12 protein-coding genes are annotated in these 19,454 nt (G+C 59.0%); 7 read left to right on the top strand and 5 right to left on the bottom strand.

The window, feature by feature from the left end; translation table 11 throughout:
* Positions 1-178 precede the first annotated feature (178 nt).
* From ACZYSM_RS01630 to glnA, 3 genes are all read right to left on the bottom strand, one after another.
* Positions 179-799, bottom strand: coding sequence for a DUF4124 domain-containing protein (locus ACZYSM_RS01630; protein WP_489068195.1), 621 nt, complete (start codon positions 797-799; stop codon positions 179-181).
* A gap of 22 nt (positions 800-821) precedes the next feature.
* Positions 822-1,343, bottom strand: coding sequence for a DUF4124 domain-containing protein (locus tag ACZYSM_RS01625; RefSeq protein ID WP_489068193.1), 522 nt, complete (start codon positions 1,341-1,343; stop codon positions 822-824).
* Positions 1,344-1,637: 294 nt separating this feature from the next.
* Positions 1,638-3,044: a glutamate--ammonia ligase gene (gene glnA / locus ACZYSM_RS01620; protein WP_489068191.1), complete on the bottom strand. Its 1,407-nt coding sequence runs from the start codon at positions 3,042-3,044 to the stop codon at positions 1,638-1,640.
* 331 nt (positions 3,045-3,375) lie between these two features.
* Here glnA and thiI point away from each other — a divergent pair, with 331 nt between their 5' ends.
* Both thiI and typA read left to right on the top strand, forming a co-directional pair.
* Positions 3,376-4,830 (top strand): tRNA uracil 4-sulfurtransferase ThiI, encoded by a 1,455-nt coding sequence (gene thiI, locus ACZYSM_RS01615; RefSeq protein ID WP_489068189.1) that lies wholly within the window; start codon positions 3,376-3,378, stop codon positions 4,828-4,830.
* Positions 4,831-4,969: 139 nt separating this feature from the next.
* Positions 4,970-6,790 carry a translational GTPase TypA gene (typA, locus tag ACZYSM_RS01610; protein WP_489068187.1) on the top strand — a complete coding sequence of 607 codons (1,821 nt, stop codon included), beginning with the start codon at positions 4,970-4,972 and terminating at the stop codon, positions 6,788-6,790.
* Positions 6,791-6,963: 173 nt separating this feature from the next.
* On the opposite strand, the gene ACZYSM_RS01605 is transcribed toward typA, so the two are convergent.
* Positions 6,964-7,401, bottom strand: coding sequence for a YkgJ family cysteine cluster protein (locus tag ACZYSM_RS01605; protein WP_489068185.1), 438 nt, complete (start codon positions 7,399-7,401; stop codon positions 6,964-6,966).
* Positions 7,402-7,668: 267 nt separating this feature from the next.
* On the opposite strand from ACZYSM_RS01605, the gene ACZYSM_RS01600 reads away from it, so the two are divergent.
* The 5 genes from ACZYSM_RS01600 (at position 7,669) to ACZYSM_RS01580 (ending at position 17,296) form a co-directional block, all read left to right on the top strand.
* Positions 7,669-10,119 (top strand): glycogen/starch/alpha-glucan phosphorylase, encoded by a 2,451-nt coding sequence (locus tag ACZYSM_RS01600; protein ID WP_489068183.1) that lies wholly within the window; start codon positions 7,669-7,671, stop codon positions 10,117-10,119.
* 349 nt (positions 10,120-10,468) lie between these two features.
* Positions 10,469-14,098 carry a DUF2339 domain-containing protein gene (locus ACZYSM_RS01595; RefSeq protein WP_489068181.1) on the top strand — a complete coding sequence of 1,210 codons (3,630 nt, stop codon included), beginning with the start codon at positions 10,469-10,471 and terminating at the stop codon, positions 14,096-14,098.
* Positions 14,095-15,468 (top strand): DUF3999 domain-containing protein, encoded by a 1,374-nt coding sequence (locus ACZYSM_RS01590; protein WP_489068179.1) that lies wholly within the window; start codon positions 14,095-14,097, stop codon positions 15,466-15,468. The genes ACZYSM_RS01595 and ACZYSM_RS01590 overlap by 4 nt, the downstream gene beginning before the upstream one ends.
* Before the next feature lie 210 nt (positions 15,469-15,678).
* Positions 15,679-16,689: a class 1 fructose-bisphosphatase gene (locus tag ACZYSM_RS01585; RefSeq protein ID WP_489068177.1), complete on the top strand. Its 1,011-nt coding sequence runs from the start codon at positions 15,679-15,681 to the stop codon at positions 16,687-16,689.
* A 4-nt stretch (positions 16,690-16,693) separates the two neighbouring features.
* Positions 16,694-17,296, top strand: coding sequence for a DUF924 family protein (locus tag ACZYSM_RS01580; protein WP_489068287.1), 603 nt, complete (start codon positions 16,694-16,696; stop codon positions 17,294-17,296).
* Between the two features lie 117 nt (positions 17,297-17,413).
* On the opposite strand, the gene ACZYSM_RS01575 is transcribed toward ACZYSM_RS01580, so the two are convergent.
* Positions 17,414-19,306, bottom strand: coding sequence for a methyl-accepting chemotaxis protein (locus ACZYSM_RS01575; RefSeq protein ID WP_489068175.1), 1,893 nt, complete (start codon positions 19,304-19,306; stop codon positions 17,414-17,416).
* Positions 19,307-19,454 lie beyond the last annotated feature (148 nt).

Genomic DNA, 19,454 nt, shown 5'->3' with positions numbered 1-19,454 from the left:
AAATGCAAAAACCAAACCAAGGCTCCGAAAAGAAGCGCTAAACCCCTGAAACAGGCGTTTAAAGCTCGATTGCGTGGCGTTCTGCCAGCTTCGCCGGGTATTTTCGAACCAAAATGGGTTGATTAGTGGGTAGGGTGCAGCTCATTGCACCAATATAGTGCGCAAACCTGAACGGCGTTCAGAAGAATGAAAAGATGCTGTTTTTCTCTTCTTTAGGTTTGTCTGCCAAAGGGCATTCCGGACGCTGGCCGTAATCGGCAAGCGTGCAAGGTTTGACCTGGCGCTTCTGGGCAAGGGAAATGCGCAGCATGTGAAACGGCTGGTTGGGCGTGCGTTCGACCATCCGCCCTTGCTCATCGAGAATTTCCACCGCCAGCTGATGGCTGCCGCGGTCGATGTTGCTTAGGGCAAACACTGGGCTGGGGCCTGGATCGGCAGTTGGCTGGCCGTCCAGCAGTAAGCGATAGCGATGCCCGCGTTGCAGGCCGGGCTCGCTGGTGACGCTGACAATCAACTCGCCTTGGGTGTTGCGAATGGTGGCGTCCGGATCCGGTACCAGAACGCGCAGCATCTGGTAGTGGAAGAGCGGTTTGTCTTTGGCTGTTTTGGCTGCCGGCACCGGGGCGGCTTCGCCAAGGGTCGCGGGCATGCGATTGCCTGGCGCCAATTGAACACGTTTAGCGTTACCCGGCTGCGGTTGGTCAGTGAAGACCCTATTCCCCTGCGCATCGATGTAGGTGTGGACCTCAGCGGCAACTGGCAGGGCAATCAGGAGCAGGACCAGCAATAGAGTGCGCATGGATATCCGTTTCATGAAGGCATCAAGGCGTATGCACCCGTTGCACGGTGAAGGTCGCAGTCGGACTCTGCTGCACAACCTTCTTCTCTCCATCCAGTACTTGCACCGCCAGGCTGTGTTCGCCGCGATCGACATCTACCAGTTGCAGGCGCGGAACATTGCTCGGCTGACCATACGGCCGGCCGTCCAGCAGTAGACGTAGGCGATGCTCGCCTTGCAGGCGCGGTTGCAGCAGAACGCCAACGGTGAAGGTGCCATTGTTGGCACGCAGGGCTTCTTCGCTGGGCAACCCTGTCAGCTCCAGTACCCCATAAGCGGCTTTATTGGCTTGCTGCCTGCCGTTTTGTGCTGGGCTGACTTGTGGCGGGGCAGGCTGCTGAGGCTCGACGCTATTGAGCGGCGGCAGTTCGACGGTCTGGCTCCGGGTGCCATCGGGCGGTTGGTTGCTATAGGCGGTGTTGCCATTGGCGTCGGTGTATTTATAGATCTGTGCGGCCGCCGGCAGGGCGATGAGTAGCAAAATGAATAGAAAACCACGACCCATAAAATCGACCAGAAACGAAGGCGTTGGGTTGCAGCATAGGTCAGGGGTGACGGTTGACCCAAGTTGTAAACATTTGGGTATGGTTTACCGAGCTGTATCAGAAACCACAATACCCTGTGGGAGCGAGCCTGCTCGCGATGGCGGTGGATCAGCCAGCATCAATGTTGAATGAACAAACGCTATCGCGAGCGGGCTCGCTCCCACATTGGGTTTTTGTCAGCCGTTGAATCGCGGCCATAAAAAAGGCCTCCCGAAGGAGGCCTCTGTTACGCCGCTTGCGCAAGCGCTACCGGATTAGCAGCTGTAGTACAGCTCGTATTCCAGTGGATGTACGAAGGTACGAACCTTGATTTCTTCTTCGCTTTTCAGGGCGATGTAAGCGTCGATGAAATCGTCGCTGAAAACGCCGCCTTTGGTCAGGAACGCACGACCTTTGTCCAGCTCTTCCAGGGCTTCTTTCAGGCTGCCGCAAACTTGTGGGATCTCTTTCGCCTCTTCAGGCGGCAGGTCATACAGGTTTTTGTCAGCAGCATCGCCTGGGTGGGTCTTGTTCTGGATGCCGTCCAGGCCAGCCATCAACAGTGCAGCAAAGCCCAGGTACGGGTTGGCTGCTGGATCCGGGAAGCGAGCTTCGATACGGCGAGCTTTAGGGCTGGACACGTAAGGAATACGGATCGAAGCGGAACGGTTGCGAGCCGAGTAGGCCAGCATTACTGGAGCTTCGAAGCCTGGGACCAGACGCTTGTAGGAGTTGGTCGACGGGTTGGTGAAGCCGTTCAGTGCCTTACCGTGCTTGATGATGCCGCCGATGAAGAACAGAGCGGTATCGGACAGGCCGGCATAGCCTTCGCCAGCGAAGGTGTTCTTGCCATCTTTGGAGATGGACAGGTGAACGTGCATACCCGAACCGTTATCGCCGTACAGAGGCTTAGGCATGAAGGTCGCGGTGCGGCCGTAAGCATCGGCAACGTTGTGTACGCAGTATTTCAGGGTCTGAACTTCGTCAGCCTTGGCTACCAGGGTGTTGAACTTGACGCCAATTTCGTTCTGACCGGCAGTCGCCACTTCGTGGTGGTGAACTTCGATGATCAGGCCCATTTCTTCCATGGCATTACACATGGAGGTACGGATTTCGTGGTCGTGGTCGAACGGAGGTACCGGGAAGTAGCCACCTTTGACGCCTGGACGGTGGCCTTTGTTGCCGCCTTCCACGTCCTGGTCGGACATCCACGAACCTTGTTCGGAGTAGATTTTGAACATCGAACCGGAGATATCGGACTTGAACTTCACTTCGTCGAAGATGAAGAACTCAGGCTCTGGACCGACGAAAACGGTGTCGCCGATACCGGTCGACTTCAGGTATTCCTCGGCGCGCTTGGCGATGGCACGTGGGTCACGGTCATAGCCTTGCATGGTCGAAGGCTCGATCACGTCGCAAACCAGGATCAGGGTCGGCTCTTCGGTGAACGGGTCCAGAACAGCAGTGGTGTCGTCCGGCATCAGGATCATGTCGGAAGCTTCAATGCCTTTCCAGCCAGCGATGGAGGAGCCGTCGAACATTTTGCCTTCTTCGAAGAAGGCTTCATCCAGCGCATCACGGGCCGGCATGGTCACGTGGTGCTGAGTGCCTTTGGTATCAGTGAAGCGCAGATCAATCCATTTGACGTCATGATCTTTGATGAGTTGAACCGACTTCGACATAGTGTCCTCCGGGGTGGCTTCGGGCTAGTAGTGGAGTGCCCTTAGAATGTGGGTGATGCCGGCGCGAATACTCTGCCATGGCAACCTGCCTCACAAGGGAGCAAATTGCATGCCAGTGCCCCGACTTGGGTTTTTCGCCCCAAACTCACGCACATAAAGGTACACGCGGGAAAAAATGCGATATTTACGCACTGCAATGTAGCGCTAAAAATCCTAAACGCCCTGTTTTAGTGCATCGAGAGTCATCTGTATATTAACTGGTTAAACCTTGAGCAATTTCCGCTATAATCCGCGCCCCCCTTTTTCGGCTGGCCCCTCGCGCGCTGTTTTCATGAAATTAATCGTAAAAGTCTTCCCCGAGATCATCATCAAGAGCCGCCCGGTACGGATGCGTTTCATCCGTCAGTTGGCCAAGAACATCCGTGCCGTGCTCCGCGATCTGGACCCGGCTGTGGTGGTGAACGGTGTGTGGGACAACCTCGTCATGGAAACCCGCGTCAGCGAGCCGAAAGCCTTGAAGGAGATGATGGATCGCCTGAGTTGCATGCCGGGCATCGCGCATTTCCTGCAGGTCGATGAGTACCCGTTGGGCGACTTCGATGACATCGTCGCCAAGTGCAAACAGCACGTCGGTGATACCTTATCGGGCAAGGTCTTTTCAGTGCGCTGCAAGCGCGCCGGCAAGCATGAATTCACCTCGATGGAAGTCGAGAAATACGTCGGTAGCCAGCTGCGTCGTCAGTGCGGCGCCGCCGGAATTTCCCTGAAAGAGCCAGAAATCGAAGTGCGAATGGAAATTCGCGACCAACGGTTGTTTGTGATTCACAGCCAGCACAACAGCATCGGCGGTTATCCGCTAGGCGCCCTCGAACAGACCCTGGTGTTGATGTCCGGCGGTTTCGATTCGACGGTGGCGGCCTACCAGATCATGCGCCGCGGGCTGATGAGCCATTTCTGCTTCTTCAATCTTGGCGGTCGTGCCCACGAGCTGGGCGTGATGGAAGTCGCGCACTTTATCTGGAAAAAGTACGGCAGCTCCCAACGCGTGCTATTTGTCAGCGTGCCGTTCGAGGAAGTGCTCGGAGAAATTCTCGGTAAAGTCGATAACAGTCATATGGGCGTAGTATTGAAGCGTATGATGTTGCGCGCTGCGTCCAGGATTGCCGATCGGCTGGAAATCGACGCGCTGGTTACCGGTGAGGCGATCTCCCAGGTTTCCAGCCAGACGCTGCCGAATCTGTCGGTGATCGACTGCGTGACCGAGAAGCTGGTGTTACGCCCGCTGATCGCCAGTCACAAGCAGGACATCATTGATCTGGCCAACGAGATCGGCACTGCCGATTTTGCCAAGCACATGCCGGAATATTGCGGGGTGATTTCGGTCAACCCCAAGACCCACGCCAAGCGCAACCGCGTGGAGTATGAAGAACAACAGTTTGATATGGCGGTGCTCGAGCGTGCGCTCGAGAACGCCAAACTGGTGCCGATCGATCGGGTTATCGATGAATTGGGCCAGGATTTGCAGGTCGAAGAAGTCAGTGAAGTGCTGGCCGGTCAGATCGTGATCGACATCCGTCATCCGGATGCTCAGGAAGACGAGCCGCTGGCGCTGCCTGGCATCGAGGTACAAGCGATGCCGTTTTATGCATTGAACGCTCGTTTCAAGGAACTGGACCCTACTCGCCAGTACCTGTTGTATTGCGACAAAGGCGTGATGAGTCGCCTGCATGCCCACCATTTGCTCAGTGAGGGGCATGCCAATGTGCGCGTTTATCGACCGAGCTAAGAGCCCGGGGCTGTATGCCTGTGGCCTGCGTCACCGGCCCCCCGACGCCGCCGTCAAGCTGTAACGGCTTTGCCGGACTCTACTGTTAATCGCTGCCACGACCTGTCAGCACACCGAATCCTCTGATCGAGATACACAAGTGATCGAAAATCTACGCAACATCGCCATCATTGCTCACGTTGACCATGGTAAAACCACCCTGGTAGACAAACTCTTGCGTCAATCCGGCACTCTGGAGCGCAACGAGCTCAACGACGAGCGCGTGATGGACTCCAACGACCAGGAGAAAGAGCGCGGTATTACCATTCTGGCGAAAAACACCGCCATCAACTGGAACGGCTACCACATCAACATCGTGGATACCCCGGGCCACGCCGACTTCGGCGGCGAAGTTGAACGCGTAATGTCGATGGTTGACTCCGTTCTGCTGCTGGTTGACGCTCAAGACGGCCCTATGCCGCAAACCCGTTTCGTGACCAAGAAGGCTTTCGAAGCCGGCCTGCGTCCAATCGTGGTAATCAACAAGGTTGACCGTCCAGGCGCGCGTCCGGACTGGGTTCTGGACCAGATCTTCGACCTGTTCGACAACCTCGGTGCTACCGAAGAACAGCTGGACTTCAAAGTCGTCTACGCCTCGGCCCTGAACGGCATTGCCGGTCTGGAACACACCGACATGGCTGAAGACATGACCCCGCTGTACCAGGCCATCGTTGACCACGTTCCAGCTCCACAAGTTGACCGTGACGGCCCGTTCCAGATGCAAATCTCGGCACTGGACTACAACAGCTTCCTGGGCGTCATCGGCGTTGGCCGTATCGCTCGTGGTCGCGTCAAGCCGAACACCCAGGTTGTAGCGATCGACATTGATGGCAAAAAGCGCAACGGTCGTATCCTGAAGCTGATGGGTCACCACGGTCTGCACCGCATCGACGTTGACGAAGCAGCTGCCGGCGACATCGTCTGCATCAGCGGCTTCGATCAGCTGTTCATCTCCGACACTCTGTGCGACCCACTGAACGTCGAAGCGATGAAGCCGCTGACCGTTGACGAACCAACCGTTTCCATGACCTTCCAGGTAAACGACTCGCCTTTCTGCGGTAAAGAAGGCAAGTTCGTCACCAGCCGTAACATCAAGGAACGTCTGGATAAAGAACTGCTGTTCAACGTTGCTCTGCGCGTTGAAGAAGGCGATACCGCCGACAAGTTCAAAGTCTCCGGCCGTGGTGAGCTGCACCTCTCGGTACTGATCGAAACCATGCGTCGCGAAGGCTTCGAAATGGGTGTTGGTCGTCCGGAAGTGATCATCCGTATGGTTGACGGCGTCAAGCACGAACCGTACGAAAACGTCACCATCGATCTGCCGGAAGAATCCCAAGGCGCGATCATGGAACAGATCGGTATCCGTAAAGGCGACCTGACCAACATGGTTCCGGATGGCAAGGGCCGTGTTCGCCTTGAGTACAACATCCCTGCTCGTGGCTTGATCGGTTTCCGTAACGAGTTCCTGACTCTGACCTCCGGTGCTGGCATCCTGACCAGCATCTTCGACCGTTACGACGTGATGAAGTCCGGCGACATGTCCGGCCGTCAGAACGGCGTGCTGGTTTCGGTTGCTACCGGTAAGGCTCTGACTTACTCGCTGGAAACCCTGCAGGCTCGTGGCAAGCTGTTCCTGGGCCACGGCGAAGACGTGTACGAAGGTCAAATCGTCGGCATCAACAGCCGCGACAACGACCTGGGTGTAAACCCAACCAAAGGCAAGAAGCTCGACAACATGCGTGCTTCCGGTAAAGACGAAACCATCGCACTGGTTCCGCCTATCCGCTTCACTCTGGAGCAAGCTCTGGAATTCGTTCAAGAAGACGAACTGTGTGAAGTTACGCCGAAGTCCATCCGTCTTCGTAAGAAGATCCTGGGCGAAAGCGAGCGCACCCGCGCTGCCAAGAAAAGCGGCAACTGATTTATTAGTTAGCTGTTAAAAAAACGCCCCCGACCGCAAGGTCGGGGGCGTTTTTGTTTGTCTGGAGATTTTGTAGCGTTTGTCAGGGCTTCATCGTCGGATCGCCGCCCGGAGCAAGCTCGCTCCGGGCGGCGATCCGACGATAGCGGTCTGTCAGGCGACCAGAATACTGATCAAAACTTCTCCAGTGGCTTGCGGCTGCTGGTTTCGCGCTCGACTTCTTTGGGCTTGTACGCACAAAACCCCGGCCGTGGGCCGATCTTCGGGTGGTTGCGGCAGGTGTCCGGGCGTTTCTCGTAAATGGTGCACAGACGGCTTTTGCGATCCAGATAAAGGCAATCGTTGTTGCTCATGCGCTGAAGTGTGAAGATTTCCGACTTCTGGTTGTAGCGCTCGACGATGCCTTCTTTTTGCAAGCGTTTGGCGATGTTCTTCGGCGGGTCGCCGCGCTCGAACTCATCGACGATGCCGATGCGGATCAAGTCTTTGATCTTCACTTCGACCGGCAGGGTGCAGCAGCTGGAAACACAGCCACCGCACATATAGCTGGAGTATTTCGCCCAGGTATCGAGTCGGTCGATTTCCGCGGCGGCGATCAGTTGGGGCTTCATCAGGTGTGTTTCCAGGGGGGTGTATCAGGGCGCGAGATGATACCGGGGTTGATGGATGAGTGAACAACCATTTGCCGGTTTTTCGTCCGCTCAGGGCATTTAGGGCGGATCGGCACGGCATCTGCATCTTTTTAGGGCGTTACCTGCCGGGACAAAAAAGCTTTATATAGGCAATTGAAAAAACTGCCGAACCAGTGCCTTTGCCCCGTGTCAGACCGACTAGGCTCAGACAATTCCACGCCGTCTATCTCGTTCGAGGTCGTATCGATGACTCAGGAACCGCTAGTTCGTGACGCAGAGGTGGCCGCATTTCGCGACGCTGTCTTGACCAAACTCACCTACGCGGTGGGTAAAGACCCGGATCACGCGTTTGACCATGACTGGTTCGAAGCCATTGCGTTGGCAGCGCGAGACCATATGGTCGAGCATTGGATGGACCACACGCGGCAGATCTACCGCAAGGGTCAGAAGCGTGTGTACTACCTCTCCCTGGAATTTTTGATCGGCCGTTTGCTCTACGACAGCCTGAGCAATCTCGGGCTGCTGGACGTGGCGCGCGAAGCCTTGACCGAACTGGGCGTCGACCTTGAGCGTATCCGGCTGTTGGAGCCTGATGCCGCGCTGGGCAACGGCGGTCTTGGGCGATTAGCGGCGTGTTTCATGGAAAGCATGTCGACCCTCGGCATCGCCGGCCATGGCTACGGTATTCGTTATGAGCACGGCTTGTTCCGCCAGGCGATTGTCGATGGCTGGCAGCAGGAGCAGACCGAGCACTGGCTGGATTTCGGCAACCCTTGGGAGTTCGAGCGGGCAGAGGTGATCTACCCGATCGGCTTCGGCGGCAGCGTCGAGACTGTGGAGGATGAAACCGGCAAGACCATGCAAGTCTGGCACCCGGCGGAAACCGTGCGTGCGGTGGCTTATGACACGCCCGTGGTCGGTTGGCGCGGTGCCAGCGTCAACACCCTGCGGTTGTGGCGGGCGCGGGCGATGGAAGACCTGCACCTGGAGCGCTTCAATGCGGGCGACCACCTGGGCGCGGTAGCCGAGGTAGCGCGGGCAGAAAGTATCTCTCGCGTACTCTATCCGGCCGACAGCACCGATGCAGGACAAGAGCTGCGGCTGCGTCAGGAATATTTCTTTGTCTCGGCGTCCCTGCAGGATTTGTTGCGTCGGCACAAGAATATGCATGACTCGGTATTGAGTCTTGGTGACCACGCCGCGATCCAACTCAACGACACCCACCCATCAATTGCCGTGGCCGAGCTGATGCGTCAGTTGGTCGATTTGCACGACGTCGCATGGGACGCGGCGTGGCAGATCACCGTCGACACGCTGTCTTACACCAACCACACGTTGCTGCCCGAAGCGCTGGAAACCTGGCCGGTAGGACTGATGGAGCGGATGCTGCCGCGGCATATGCAGATCATCTACCTGATCAACGCCCAACACATCGACTCACTGCGGGCCAAGGGCATCCACGACTTTGACGTGCTGCGCGCGGTGTCGCTGATCGAGGAAGACAACGGCCGCCGGGTACGCATGGGCAACCTGGCGTTTCTCGGCTCCCACAGTGTCAACGGTGTGTCCGGTCTGCATACTCAATTGATGCGCAGCACGGTGTTTTCCGAGCTGCACAAGCTCTATCCGGAACGGATCAACAACAAGACCAACGGCATCACCTTTCGCCGCTGGCTGTACCAGGCCAACCCGGAACTGACCGCGATGATGGTCGAGGCGCTGGGTCCTGATCTGCTGGATAATCCCGAGCAGCGCCTGGTTGAGCTGGAGCCGTTCGCTGAGAAATCAGCGTTCCGCAAGCAGTTCGCCGAGCAGCGCCTGCACAGCAAAAGGGCCTTGGCCCAAATCATCCACGAGCAACTGGGTATCGCGGTCAATCCGGCGGCGATGTTCGATGTGCAGGTCAAACGGATTCACGAATACAAGCGCCAACTGCTCAACCTGCTGCACACCGTGGCGCTGTACCAGGCGATCCGCGCGGAGCCTGAAATCGATTGGGTGCCGCGGGTGAAGATCTTCGCCGGCAAGGCTGCGGCCAGTTATCACCAGGCCAAGTTGATCATCAAACTGACCAACGACATCGCCCGCACCGTGAACAACGACCCGACCGTACGCGGCCTGCTCAAAGTAGTGTTCCTGCCTAACTACAACGTGAGTCTGGCGGAGAGCATCATTCCGGCGGCTGACCTGTCAGAGCAGATTTCCACTGCCGGCTTCGAGGCCTCGGGCACCAGTAATATGAAATTCGGTCTCAACGGCGCGCTGACCATCGGTACGCTGGACGGTGCCAACGTGGAGATGTGCGAGCGCATCGGTGCCGAGCACATGTTCATCTTTGGTTTAAGCGCCCAGCAAGTCGAGGCGCGCAAGCGCAACGGCGAGTTCAGCGCCGTTCCCGATATCGCTGCCTCCCATCGGCTCAACGATGTGCTGCAAGCGATTCGCGGTGGGGTGTTCTCGCCGGACGATCCGGCGCGTTATGTCGGCTTGATCGATTCGTTGATCGACTATGACCGCTTTCTGGTCTGCGCCGACTTCGACTCCTACTGGAACGCCCAGGCGCGGGTGGAAACTCATTGGCACGACTCGAAAGAGTGGTGGCGCTCGGCGGTGTTGAGCAGCGCCCGGATGGGTTGGTTCTCGTCCGACCGAACGATTCGTGAGTACGCGACGGATATCTGGAAGGCGCTTGAGTAAATTTTAGCGACAATTGCGAGTAAGGCCCAACGCCCGTTGGGCCGGATCGATATACTAGGCGACAGTTTTTCCGGGTATTGAACGACCCGGGTCTGTCCGTCTGCGCGTTTGGTATCTACCGGCTCCGGGCTGGAACACCTTCCGTAGCAGTTGCCGCCAGGCTACGTTCGGCCGCATAGCGGTCGCAAGATGCCATGCCTCGTTTCTGCAAAGAGATTGAGTCGTCTGGATTGCGACCGCGACGCGGCCGAACGCAGGCTTCGCCAGCTGCTACGGGACGTCGTTCTCAGCAAGACGCGTAGATATTTATCCCTCAACGGACTGTATGAGCCGCTTAGGGATATCGACCATGCAATGGATTTTCATGTTGATAGGGTTGGTGCTGGGCTGGGTACTCGATGAGTCCTTCAGCGATGCCCTGTTCGGTGCGCTGATCGGGCTCGGCATTGGGCAAGCTATCCGCCTCGCGAGTTTGGGGTCGCAAGCGGCGCAGCAGCGTCAGCAGCTGGAACTGGCGCAGAAGGCTTTAGCGGCTGTCGAGCAGCGCCTGGCGCTGCTTGAAGTGCCGGGTGCCAGCGCCGTCGGGCAGCCTGAACCGACGGCTGCCAGCGAATCTGTCCGGCCGGATCAACCCCCTGAATTTGTCTTGAACGAAGCGCCGGAACCGATTCCGGCGTCTTTGCGTGCGGTTCCCGAATTGGTCTGGGAATGGCCCGCCGAGCTTGAACCCGAGCAATTTTCCGTTGCACCAGAGTTGAGCAAGCTATTGCCTGCCGATGCCTGGAAGCCAGAGCCCGCTGCCAGCGAACCAAGAAAACCTGCCGCCCCTGCCGCTCCACGCGAACCGAACCTGATCGAGCGCGCCCTTGCCGGCGCACGCAATTGGCTGTTCGGCGGCAACATGGTGCTGCGGGTCGGTGTGGTGCTGTTGTTCCTTGGTTTGGCGTTCCTGCTGCGTTATGCCACCGAAGGTATGGTGGTGCCGATCGAGCTGCGTTACGCCGGGGTCGCCGCTTGCGCTCTTGGCCTGCTCGGGGTGGGCTGGTGGCTGCGTCTGCGCAACAGCAACTACGCGTTGATATTGCAAGGCACCGGAATCGCGGTGTTGTACCTGACGGTGTTTGCCGCCATGCGCCTGCACCCGCTGCTCGATCCGACCGCCGCTTTGAGTTTGTTAGTGGCAGTCACGGTGTTCTCGGCGGTTCTGGCGATCACTCAGGATTCGCTGGGCCTGGCTGCGGCAGCGGCCCTCGGTGGCTTTGCCGCGCCGATCCTGACCTCCACCGGTGCTGGCAACCATGTCGCGCTGTTCAGCTATTTTGCCTTGCTTAATGCCGGCATCCTGGGCATCGCCTGGTTCAAGGCCTGGCGGTTGCTCAACCTGATCGGTTTCGTCGGCACCTTCGGCATTGGCTTCGCCTGGGGCTTGCGTTCTTACACGCCGGAACTGCTGTGGAGCACCGAGCCGTTTCTGATTCTGTTCTTCCTGATGTACCTGGCGATCGGTTTGCTGTTTGCGCGGCGCAAGTTACTTGAGATGAGCGACGCACCGGACGACGACAGCCGCAAGGCGCTGCTGCACTGGTCGGCGCGCAAGGGCGACTATGTTGACGGCACGATGCTGTTCGGCCCGCCGCTGGTTGGTTTCGGTTTGCAGTTCGCGCTGGTCCAGCATCTGGAGTTTGCTGCGGCGTTCAGCGCATTGGCGCTGGGCATCATCTACATGGGCCTGGCCCGTTTGCTGGCCGGTGGGCGAGCCTTGTTGTTGGGCGAAACCTGCCTGGCGCTGGGGGTGATTTTCGCCACCCTGGCGATTCCGCTGGGGCTGGATGTGCGCTGGACGGCGGCGGCCTGGGCGGTAGAAGGCGCGGGGATTTTCTGGCTCGGCCTGCGTCAGCAACGACCCTTGGCGCGGGCATTTGCCTTGTTGCTGCAAGTGGGCTCGGCGCTGGCGTTCCTCAGTGAGCTGCGCATTGGCGAGGCCAGTCTGCTGGACGGTGCACCGCTGGGGGCTCTGCTGCTGGGCGCGGCCTTGCTGTTCAGTTTCGATCAGTTGCGTAAAGCCCTGCCAGAGCAAGCGTCGAACCGGGAGCGCAACGCCTTACCGGTACTGGCCTGCGGCGGCCTGGCGTTCCTCTATCTGTTGGCACCGTTGTTTTTCTTCACCCACGGCACGGCCATCAGTTGGGCGCTCGCCGGGTTGGTGACCTTGTTTGTCGGCCTGCGCCTGCAATCGCGGACTTTCCTGTTTAGCGCTTTCGCAGTGCAACTGCTGGGTGGCGCGTTGTTTCTGCTGCGGCTGCAAGGCGCGGAGGGTGACTCTGCGGTGTTCAGCGCCGGCTGGAGCGGTTTGCTCAGTGCCTCCCTGATCGGTCTGGCGTTGATTGGCGGTATGTTGCTGGCGGCTCGTGATGACATGGTGCGCGGCGACGTGCGCCTGTTGCGCGGCCTGTCGGTGGTGTTGCTGGCGGGTCTGGTGCTGATCAATCTGGCCGTACTGTTCGTCCTGCCGTGGCAAACCGCGAGCGCGGTGTGGGCTGCCAGCGGTCTATTGATCATCTGGCTGAGCCTGTACTTGCAACAACGCGTGAGCTTCGTCTTTGGTCTGTTGCTGCAGGTGATCGGCGGCGCAGCGTTCCTGATTGCCGGGCCTGAGCTGCTGGGGCCGTTGTCTAGCGAAGGCTTGCGCCCACTGGCCCACGGCGGTTTCTGGACGCCAATGGTCTTGGGGCTGGCGGCGATGGTCGGGGCCTGGCGCTTGCAGCGTGGCAATCATGCGACGGCGTTCGATGCCTTGAATTTGCAGCGTTTGTCCGAACTCTTGCTGGTGTGGGGCGCGGCATGGTGGGCGCTGGCGTTGATCAGCGAAGTGTTGCGCTTCGCACCGCTGAATCTGCACGCCACGCTATTGCTTGGCGTCGCGGCGCTGAGCGTCGGCGTGTGGACCGTACTGGCCTTACGTTTGAAGTGGCCGGCGTTGGGCTTGCTCTGCACCTTGTTGGTGCCTGCAGCGGGTCTGGTCTTGGTCGCGGCCTGGCACGCTCGCTATCATCCGGCAGCAAACGTCGGTTGGCTGGCGTGGGCGGCAGTGTTTTTTGTGCACTTTGTTTCGCTGCGGCGTTTGGCGCCGATGCTGCCAGCTAAAGCCTTGAGCGCCGCCCACGTGCTGGGTTGCTGGCTGCTGATCGGCGTGTTGGCGCTGGAGCTGCGTTACGGCCTGCTGCTGTTGTCCGAGCAGTACAACGCTTGGCGCTGGCTGGGCTGGGCGATTCTGCCGAGCCTGTATCTGGTGCTGATGGCCGCACCGCGCGCCTGGCCGTGGCCGGTCTCGGCTTATTCCCGTGAGTACCGTATGTACGCGGCACTACCGTTGGCAGTGCTGATGCTCGGTTGGTTCTGGCTGGCGAATATCGTCAGTGACGGTACCGCCGAGCCACTGCCCTTTGTGCCGCTGCTTAATCCGCTGGAGCTGGGTCTGTTGTTCGCGCTGTTCGGGGTTTATGTCTGGTCCCGCAGTGCGGCCACGCAATGGGCGATCCGCGCCAACTATGCCGAGCGCGCCACGCAGCTGGTGGCCGGTGTGTCGCTGTTCGCCTTCTTCACCGCGCTGGTGATGCGCAGCGCTCACCATTGGGGCGGCGTACCATTTGAGCTGGACGTATTGCTTGAGTCGATGCTGGTGCAGGCCGGCCTGTCGATCGTCTGGACGCTGATTGCCCTGAGCCTGATGATCGGCGGTCATGTGCGTCACCGCCGCGAAGTCTGGCTTATCGGCGCTGCGCTGATCGCAGTGGTGGTCGCCAAGCTGTTCTTTGTCGAGTTGAGTAACCGTGGCGGGCTGGCGCGGATCGTGTCGTTTATTGGCGTGGGTGTGTTGCTGTTGGTGGTGGGTTATTTCGCACCGCTGCCGCCCAAGCGTGCCGAAGCTGAGCCGGGTGCTGAAAAGCCGGCCAATGAATCTGAAGGAGTGTCGTCTTGAGTCAGAAGCTGAGCCTGGGTTGGTTGGGGGCTGTCGCGTTATGTGTGGCGTTGTCGGCCAATGCCCAGGAAAAACCGGGGGATTTCACCACTCAAGTGCCGTTAACCCTGAGCGGCGAAGGTCCTTGGTATCGCCTCGAGTTGCCGTTGGCGGTGCAGCTGAGTGCGCGCCAGACCGATCTCAGCGATGTGCGGGTTTTCAACGCTGCGGGTGAAGCCCAAGCCTACGCATTGGCCCGGGAAACGGCGCAGACCACCGAGAATCGTATCGTTCACGACGTGAAATGGTTCCCGCTGTACGACTCGGCGGATGCCAGCGAAGCCACGCCAAGTATCCGCGTTCAATCAAGCCCTAACGGCACTCTGGTCGAAGTTCAGCCTTCCACTCAACTGGAGGCCGGTGAAGAAATTTTGCGCGGCTGGCTGCTGGATGCCAGCGCGATCAAGGCGCCGCTGCAGCAACTGATTCTTGACTGGACCAGCGAGCGTGACGGCTTCCAGCGCTTCACTATTGAAGCCAGCGATGACTTGCAGCATTGGCAGTCGTGGGGTGAAGGGCAGGTGGCGCGCTTGTCGTTTGCCGACGAACGGGTTGAGCAGCATGAGGTCGGTTTGCCGGGGCAGTCGGCGCGCTATCTGCGCCTGCTGTGGAATACCCCGCAGTCGGCGCCGGTCCTCACCTCGGCCCAATTGGAGAGCGCCAGCACCAATAGCCTGCCGCTGCCATTGGTCTGGTCGCAGCCGCTGGCTGGCAGCAGCGTCAAGGCGGGTGAATACACTTGGCAACTGCCGATGGGCCTGAACATCGAGCGTTTGCGGGTCGAGCTGAGCCAAGCCAACAGCCTTGCTCCGGTGAGCCTGTACGGTCGCCGTGAAAGTAGTCTGCCGTGGCAATCGCTGAGCAGTGGTTTGCTCTATCGCCTGACCCAGAACGGTCAGGACGTGGTGCAGGACGAACTGCAGCTGCCCGGTCATACCGTTCAGCAGTTGAAACTGACGGTGGATGAACGTGGCGGTGGCCTGGGCGCTGAAGCCCCGGCGTTGCGCTTTGCCGTGCGGGCGACGCAACTGGTGTTCCTGGCGCGCGGTGCAGGACCTTACACGCTGGCGTTGGGCAGTCCAACGGTGAAAGCGGCGAATCTGCCGCTGTCGACGTTGATTCCGGATTACAGCGCCAAGCGCTTGGCTGCGTTGGGCCAGGCCAAAGTCGATGGTGGCTCGGTGGCGACTCAGCCGACCACGGCGACGCCGCAGGTTACCTCTGGCACCGATTGGAAGAAGGTCGGTCTTTGGGCTGTGCTCTTGCTGGGAGTGGTTTTCCTCGCGGCAATGGCATTCAGTCTGTTGCGTAAGCCTTCTGCGAAAACCTGAACCTTGGCGCTTGCTCGCGATGAGGGCCGGTAGATCACCGCAGGGCAGGCTTTCTGACAGGAAATCTTCAGGCACCTTCGGTCGGTTTCGAACTACGCTCAACCCGGCGCATGAACTCTATCTGCCTTAACTGGGTCTGACAGGAGGAAATGCGCCTCGACTCGCGTTAAACTGCGCGGGTTTTTAGCCCCCCATCCTCCGGAGCCATCCATGTCCCGCGTTACCCTAAGTCGCTATTTGATTGAGCAGACCCGCAGCAACAACACTCCTGCCGATCTGCGCTTCCTGATCGAAGTGGTGGCGCGTGCTTGCAAGGAAATCAACCACGCCGTCTCCAAAGGCGCCCTGGGTGGTGTTCTGGGCAGCATGGGCACCGAAAACGTGCAAGGTGAAGTGCAGAAGAAGCTCGACGTGATCTCCAACGAGATCCTGCTCGAAGCCAACGAATGGGGCGGTCACCTGGCCGGCATGGCGTCCGAAGAAATGGACAATGCCTACCAGATCCCGGGCAAATACCCGAAAGGCGCGTACCTGCTGGTTTTCGACCCGCTGGACGGTTCGTCGAACATCGACATCAACGCACCGGTCGGTACGATCTTCTCGGTGCTGCGTTGCCCGAACGAATACCTGAGCCAGAATGAGCCCTTGAACGAAAAGGCCTTTCTGCAGCCAGGCACTCAGCAAGTAGCCGCCGGTTATGCCATCTACGGCCCGCAGACCATGCTGATCCTGACCTTGGGCGACGGCGTGAAAGGCTTCACCCTGGACCGTGAAATGGGCAGTTTCGTGCTGACTCATGAAGACATCACGATCCCGGAGTCCACCCAGGAATTCGCGATCAACGCGTCCAACCAGCGTCACTGGGAAGCGCCGGTACAACGCTACGTCGGCGAATTGCTGGCTGGCGATGAAGGCCCGCTGAAAAAGAACTACAACATGCGCTGGGTTGCCGCGATGGTTGCCGATGTGCACCGCATCCTGACCCGTGGTGGTCTGTTCATGTACCCACGTGACAGCCGCGAGCCGTCCAAGCCGGGCAAACTGCGCCTGATGTACGAAGCCAACCCGATGTCATTCCTGGTGGAACAGGCCGGCGGCGCGTCTACCGATGGCCACCAGCGCATCCTCGACATTCAGCCTGAAGGCCTGCACCAGCGCGTAGCGGTGTTCCTTGGCTCGAAAGAAGAAGTTGAGCGCATCACTGGTTACCACAAGGAATAAACCCATATCGGCCCCTTGGCAGCCGTTGCTTGATTGGTGGTTCGGTTCAGCCGAAGCACCTGATGACGTAGCGGCTGACAAGGGCAAGTTGTGGTTCGGTAAGCGTGACAGCCAGGACCTCGAGGCGCGCACGCGTTTCGGGGATCTGGTGGAACAGGCACTGGCCGGCGGATTGACCGAGTGGACGCAACGTCCCGAAGGTTGGCTGGCCCTGGTGCTGTTGCTCGACCAGTTACCGCGAATGATCTTTCGCGAAACCCCCAAATCTTTCGCAGGCGACTTGAGGGCTCAGGCTCTGGTGGCGCAAGGCATTGCCGCGGATTTCGATCGGCAACTGCTGCCCATACAGCGGGTATTCATCTACCTGGTGTTCGAGCATTGCGAAAATCTGGCGGTGCAGAGCGAAGCCGTCTCGCGTTTTACCGACCTGTTGGCACAGCAGCCCGAGGCGGATCGGGCGGTGTTTGCCGATAACCTCGATTACGCTGAACGGCATCAGAAAATCATTGCAAGGTTTGGGCGGTTTCCCCATCGCAACAAGATTCTTGGGCGTGAGAGTACGCCAGAAGAGTTGGCGTTTTTGAGTGGGCCGGGGTCGTGGTTTTAGCTATTCGTTGTTGCTGATGTCGCCATCGCGAGCAGGCTCGCTCCCACAATGGATCTCCAGAGCGACAAAGATCCATGTGGGAGCGAGCCTGCTCGCGATGGGGCCTTCATAGGCGCGTCAGATCCTGAAACTGCCCACCAACTGCTTCAACCGCGCCGCTTGCTGCTCAAGATCGGCACACGCGCGCAAGGTCGACTGCAGGTTTTCCACGCCTTCCTGGTTGAGGGTGTTGATTTCGGTGATGTCGACGTTGATCGATTCCACCACTGCGGTCTGTTCCTCGGTAGCGGTGGCCACCGACTGGTTCATGCCGTCGATCTCGCCGATGCGCTGGGTCACGCTGCCCAGGCGTTCGCCGGCCTGGTTGGCGATGCCGACGCTACTTTCGCTCTGACGCTGGCTGTCGGTCATGGTGACGACGGCTTCGCGGGCGCCAACTTGCAGTTCCTCGATCATCTTTTGCACTTGCTGCGCTGAATCCTGAGTGCGATGAGCCAGGTTGCGCACCTCGTCGGCGACCACCGCAAAACCGCGACCGGCTTCACCGGCGCGGGCGGCTTCGATGGCGGCGTTGAGCGCCAGCAGGTTGGTCTGTTGCGAGATGCTGGTGATGACTTCGAGGATTTGCCCGATGTTGACGGTGTTACTGTTCAGCGTCTCGATGTTGCCGCACGAATCGCTGATCTTGGCCGACAGCTGCTGCATGGCAGCGATGGTTTTATTCACCACCAGCTGACCGTCTTCAGCCAGGCTGCGGGCGTCGCTGGAGTGCTGCGAGGCGAGGGCGGCGTTCTGGGCGATTTCCTGGGCGGCGGCGCCGAGCTGATTGATTGCCGCGGCAACGCTGCTGGTGCGCGACGCTTGCTGGTCGGAGTTGAACATCGACGAGTTGGAGGCGCTGACTACCCGCAAGGCCACTTCGTTGACTTGGCCGGTGGCCGACGCTACTTCACGAATCGAGGTATGAATCCGTTCGACGAAACGGTTGAAGGACATCCCCAGCGCGCCGAATTCGTCGTGGCCGTGAATGGTCAGGCGCTTGGTCAGGTCGCCTTCACCTTCGGCAATATCGTGCATCGCGCGGCCCATGGTCAGCAGTGGCTGCATCAACACGCGGATCAGCATGCCCAGCAGGGCGATGATGATGACCACGGCGATCACCATGGCGATGATTGCCGAGGTGCGGAATTCGCTGAGCATCGAGAACGCGGTGTCCTGGTCGAGCACCAGCGCCACATACCAGTCCGCCGACGGCACACCGTTGACATGGGTGAAGGAGATGAACTGGGATTTGCCATCCACTTCAACTTCCTTCATGCCTGGGCTGAGCTTCGGCGCACCGTTGGGATAAGCATCGGTCAGGCTTTTGAGCACCAGTTTGCTGTCCGGGTGGATCAGGATCTTGCCGTCCGCGCTGACGATAAAGGCATGGCCATGGCCGCCGAAGTTCAGCGAGTTGATGATCGCGCTGACGCTGGACAGGTCGATGTCCGCGCCGGCTACGCCGATGAATTGGTTCTGATGTTGCACCGGGGTAGCGACGGTAATCACTAACTTGCCTGACGACGCAGCGATGTAGGGTTCGGTGACGATGGTCTGTTGAGCGCTGTTGGCTGCCTTGTACCAGCCACGGGAGCGTGGATCGTAATCGGCCGCGCGGTTACCGGCCGGGACCGAGAACATCACGCCGTCCTGGCCACCGAAGTAACTGAGCTGAAAATTACTGGTGTAGGCCGGCAGGCCGACGCTGCGTTTGAGAGTGTCGGGCGCGCTGCCGTCGACGGCGATCTGTTGGGCCAGCGATTGCAGCAATTGCATGCGGCTTTCCAGCCAGGTCTGGATGTTGCTGGTGGTCAGGCTGCCGAGTTCCTGCATTGAGGATTCGGTGCTGCTGCGCAAGGTCTGGCGCTGTCGATAATCGTTGAACAGGATGAAGCAGGCGAATGCAACGGCGACCACAAGAGCGGCGGCAAGCAGAATTTTGTGGCTGAATTTCATGTTTCTGGTCATTAAATGAACTACCGCGAGGGGCTGGTCAACGAGGGGGCGTCAATTTGCCACAGTGAGGGGCTTTGCACTGCTTTTATGTCGACTTGCCAGCGCCAAAGATTAGGCGGCTTTGGATAAAGTCGACGAAAGGCCCTTAAGCGTAAAAAGT

The sequence above is a fragment of the Pseudomonas sp. F220 genome (genome assembly GCF_057813935.1).
This window is presented reverse-complemented; position numbering and strand designations above follow the sequence as displayed.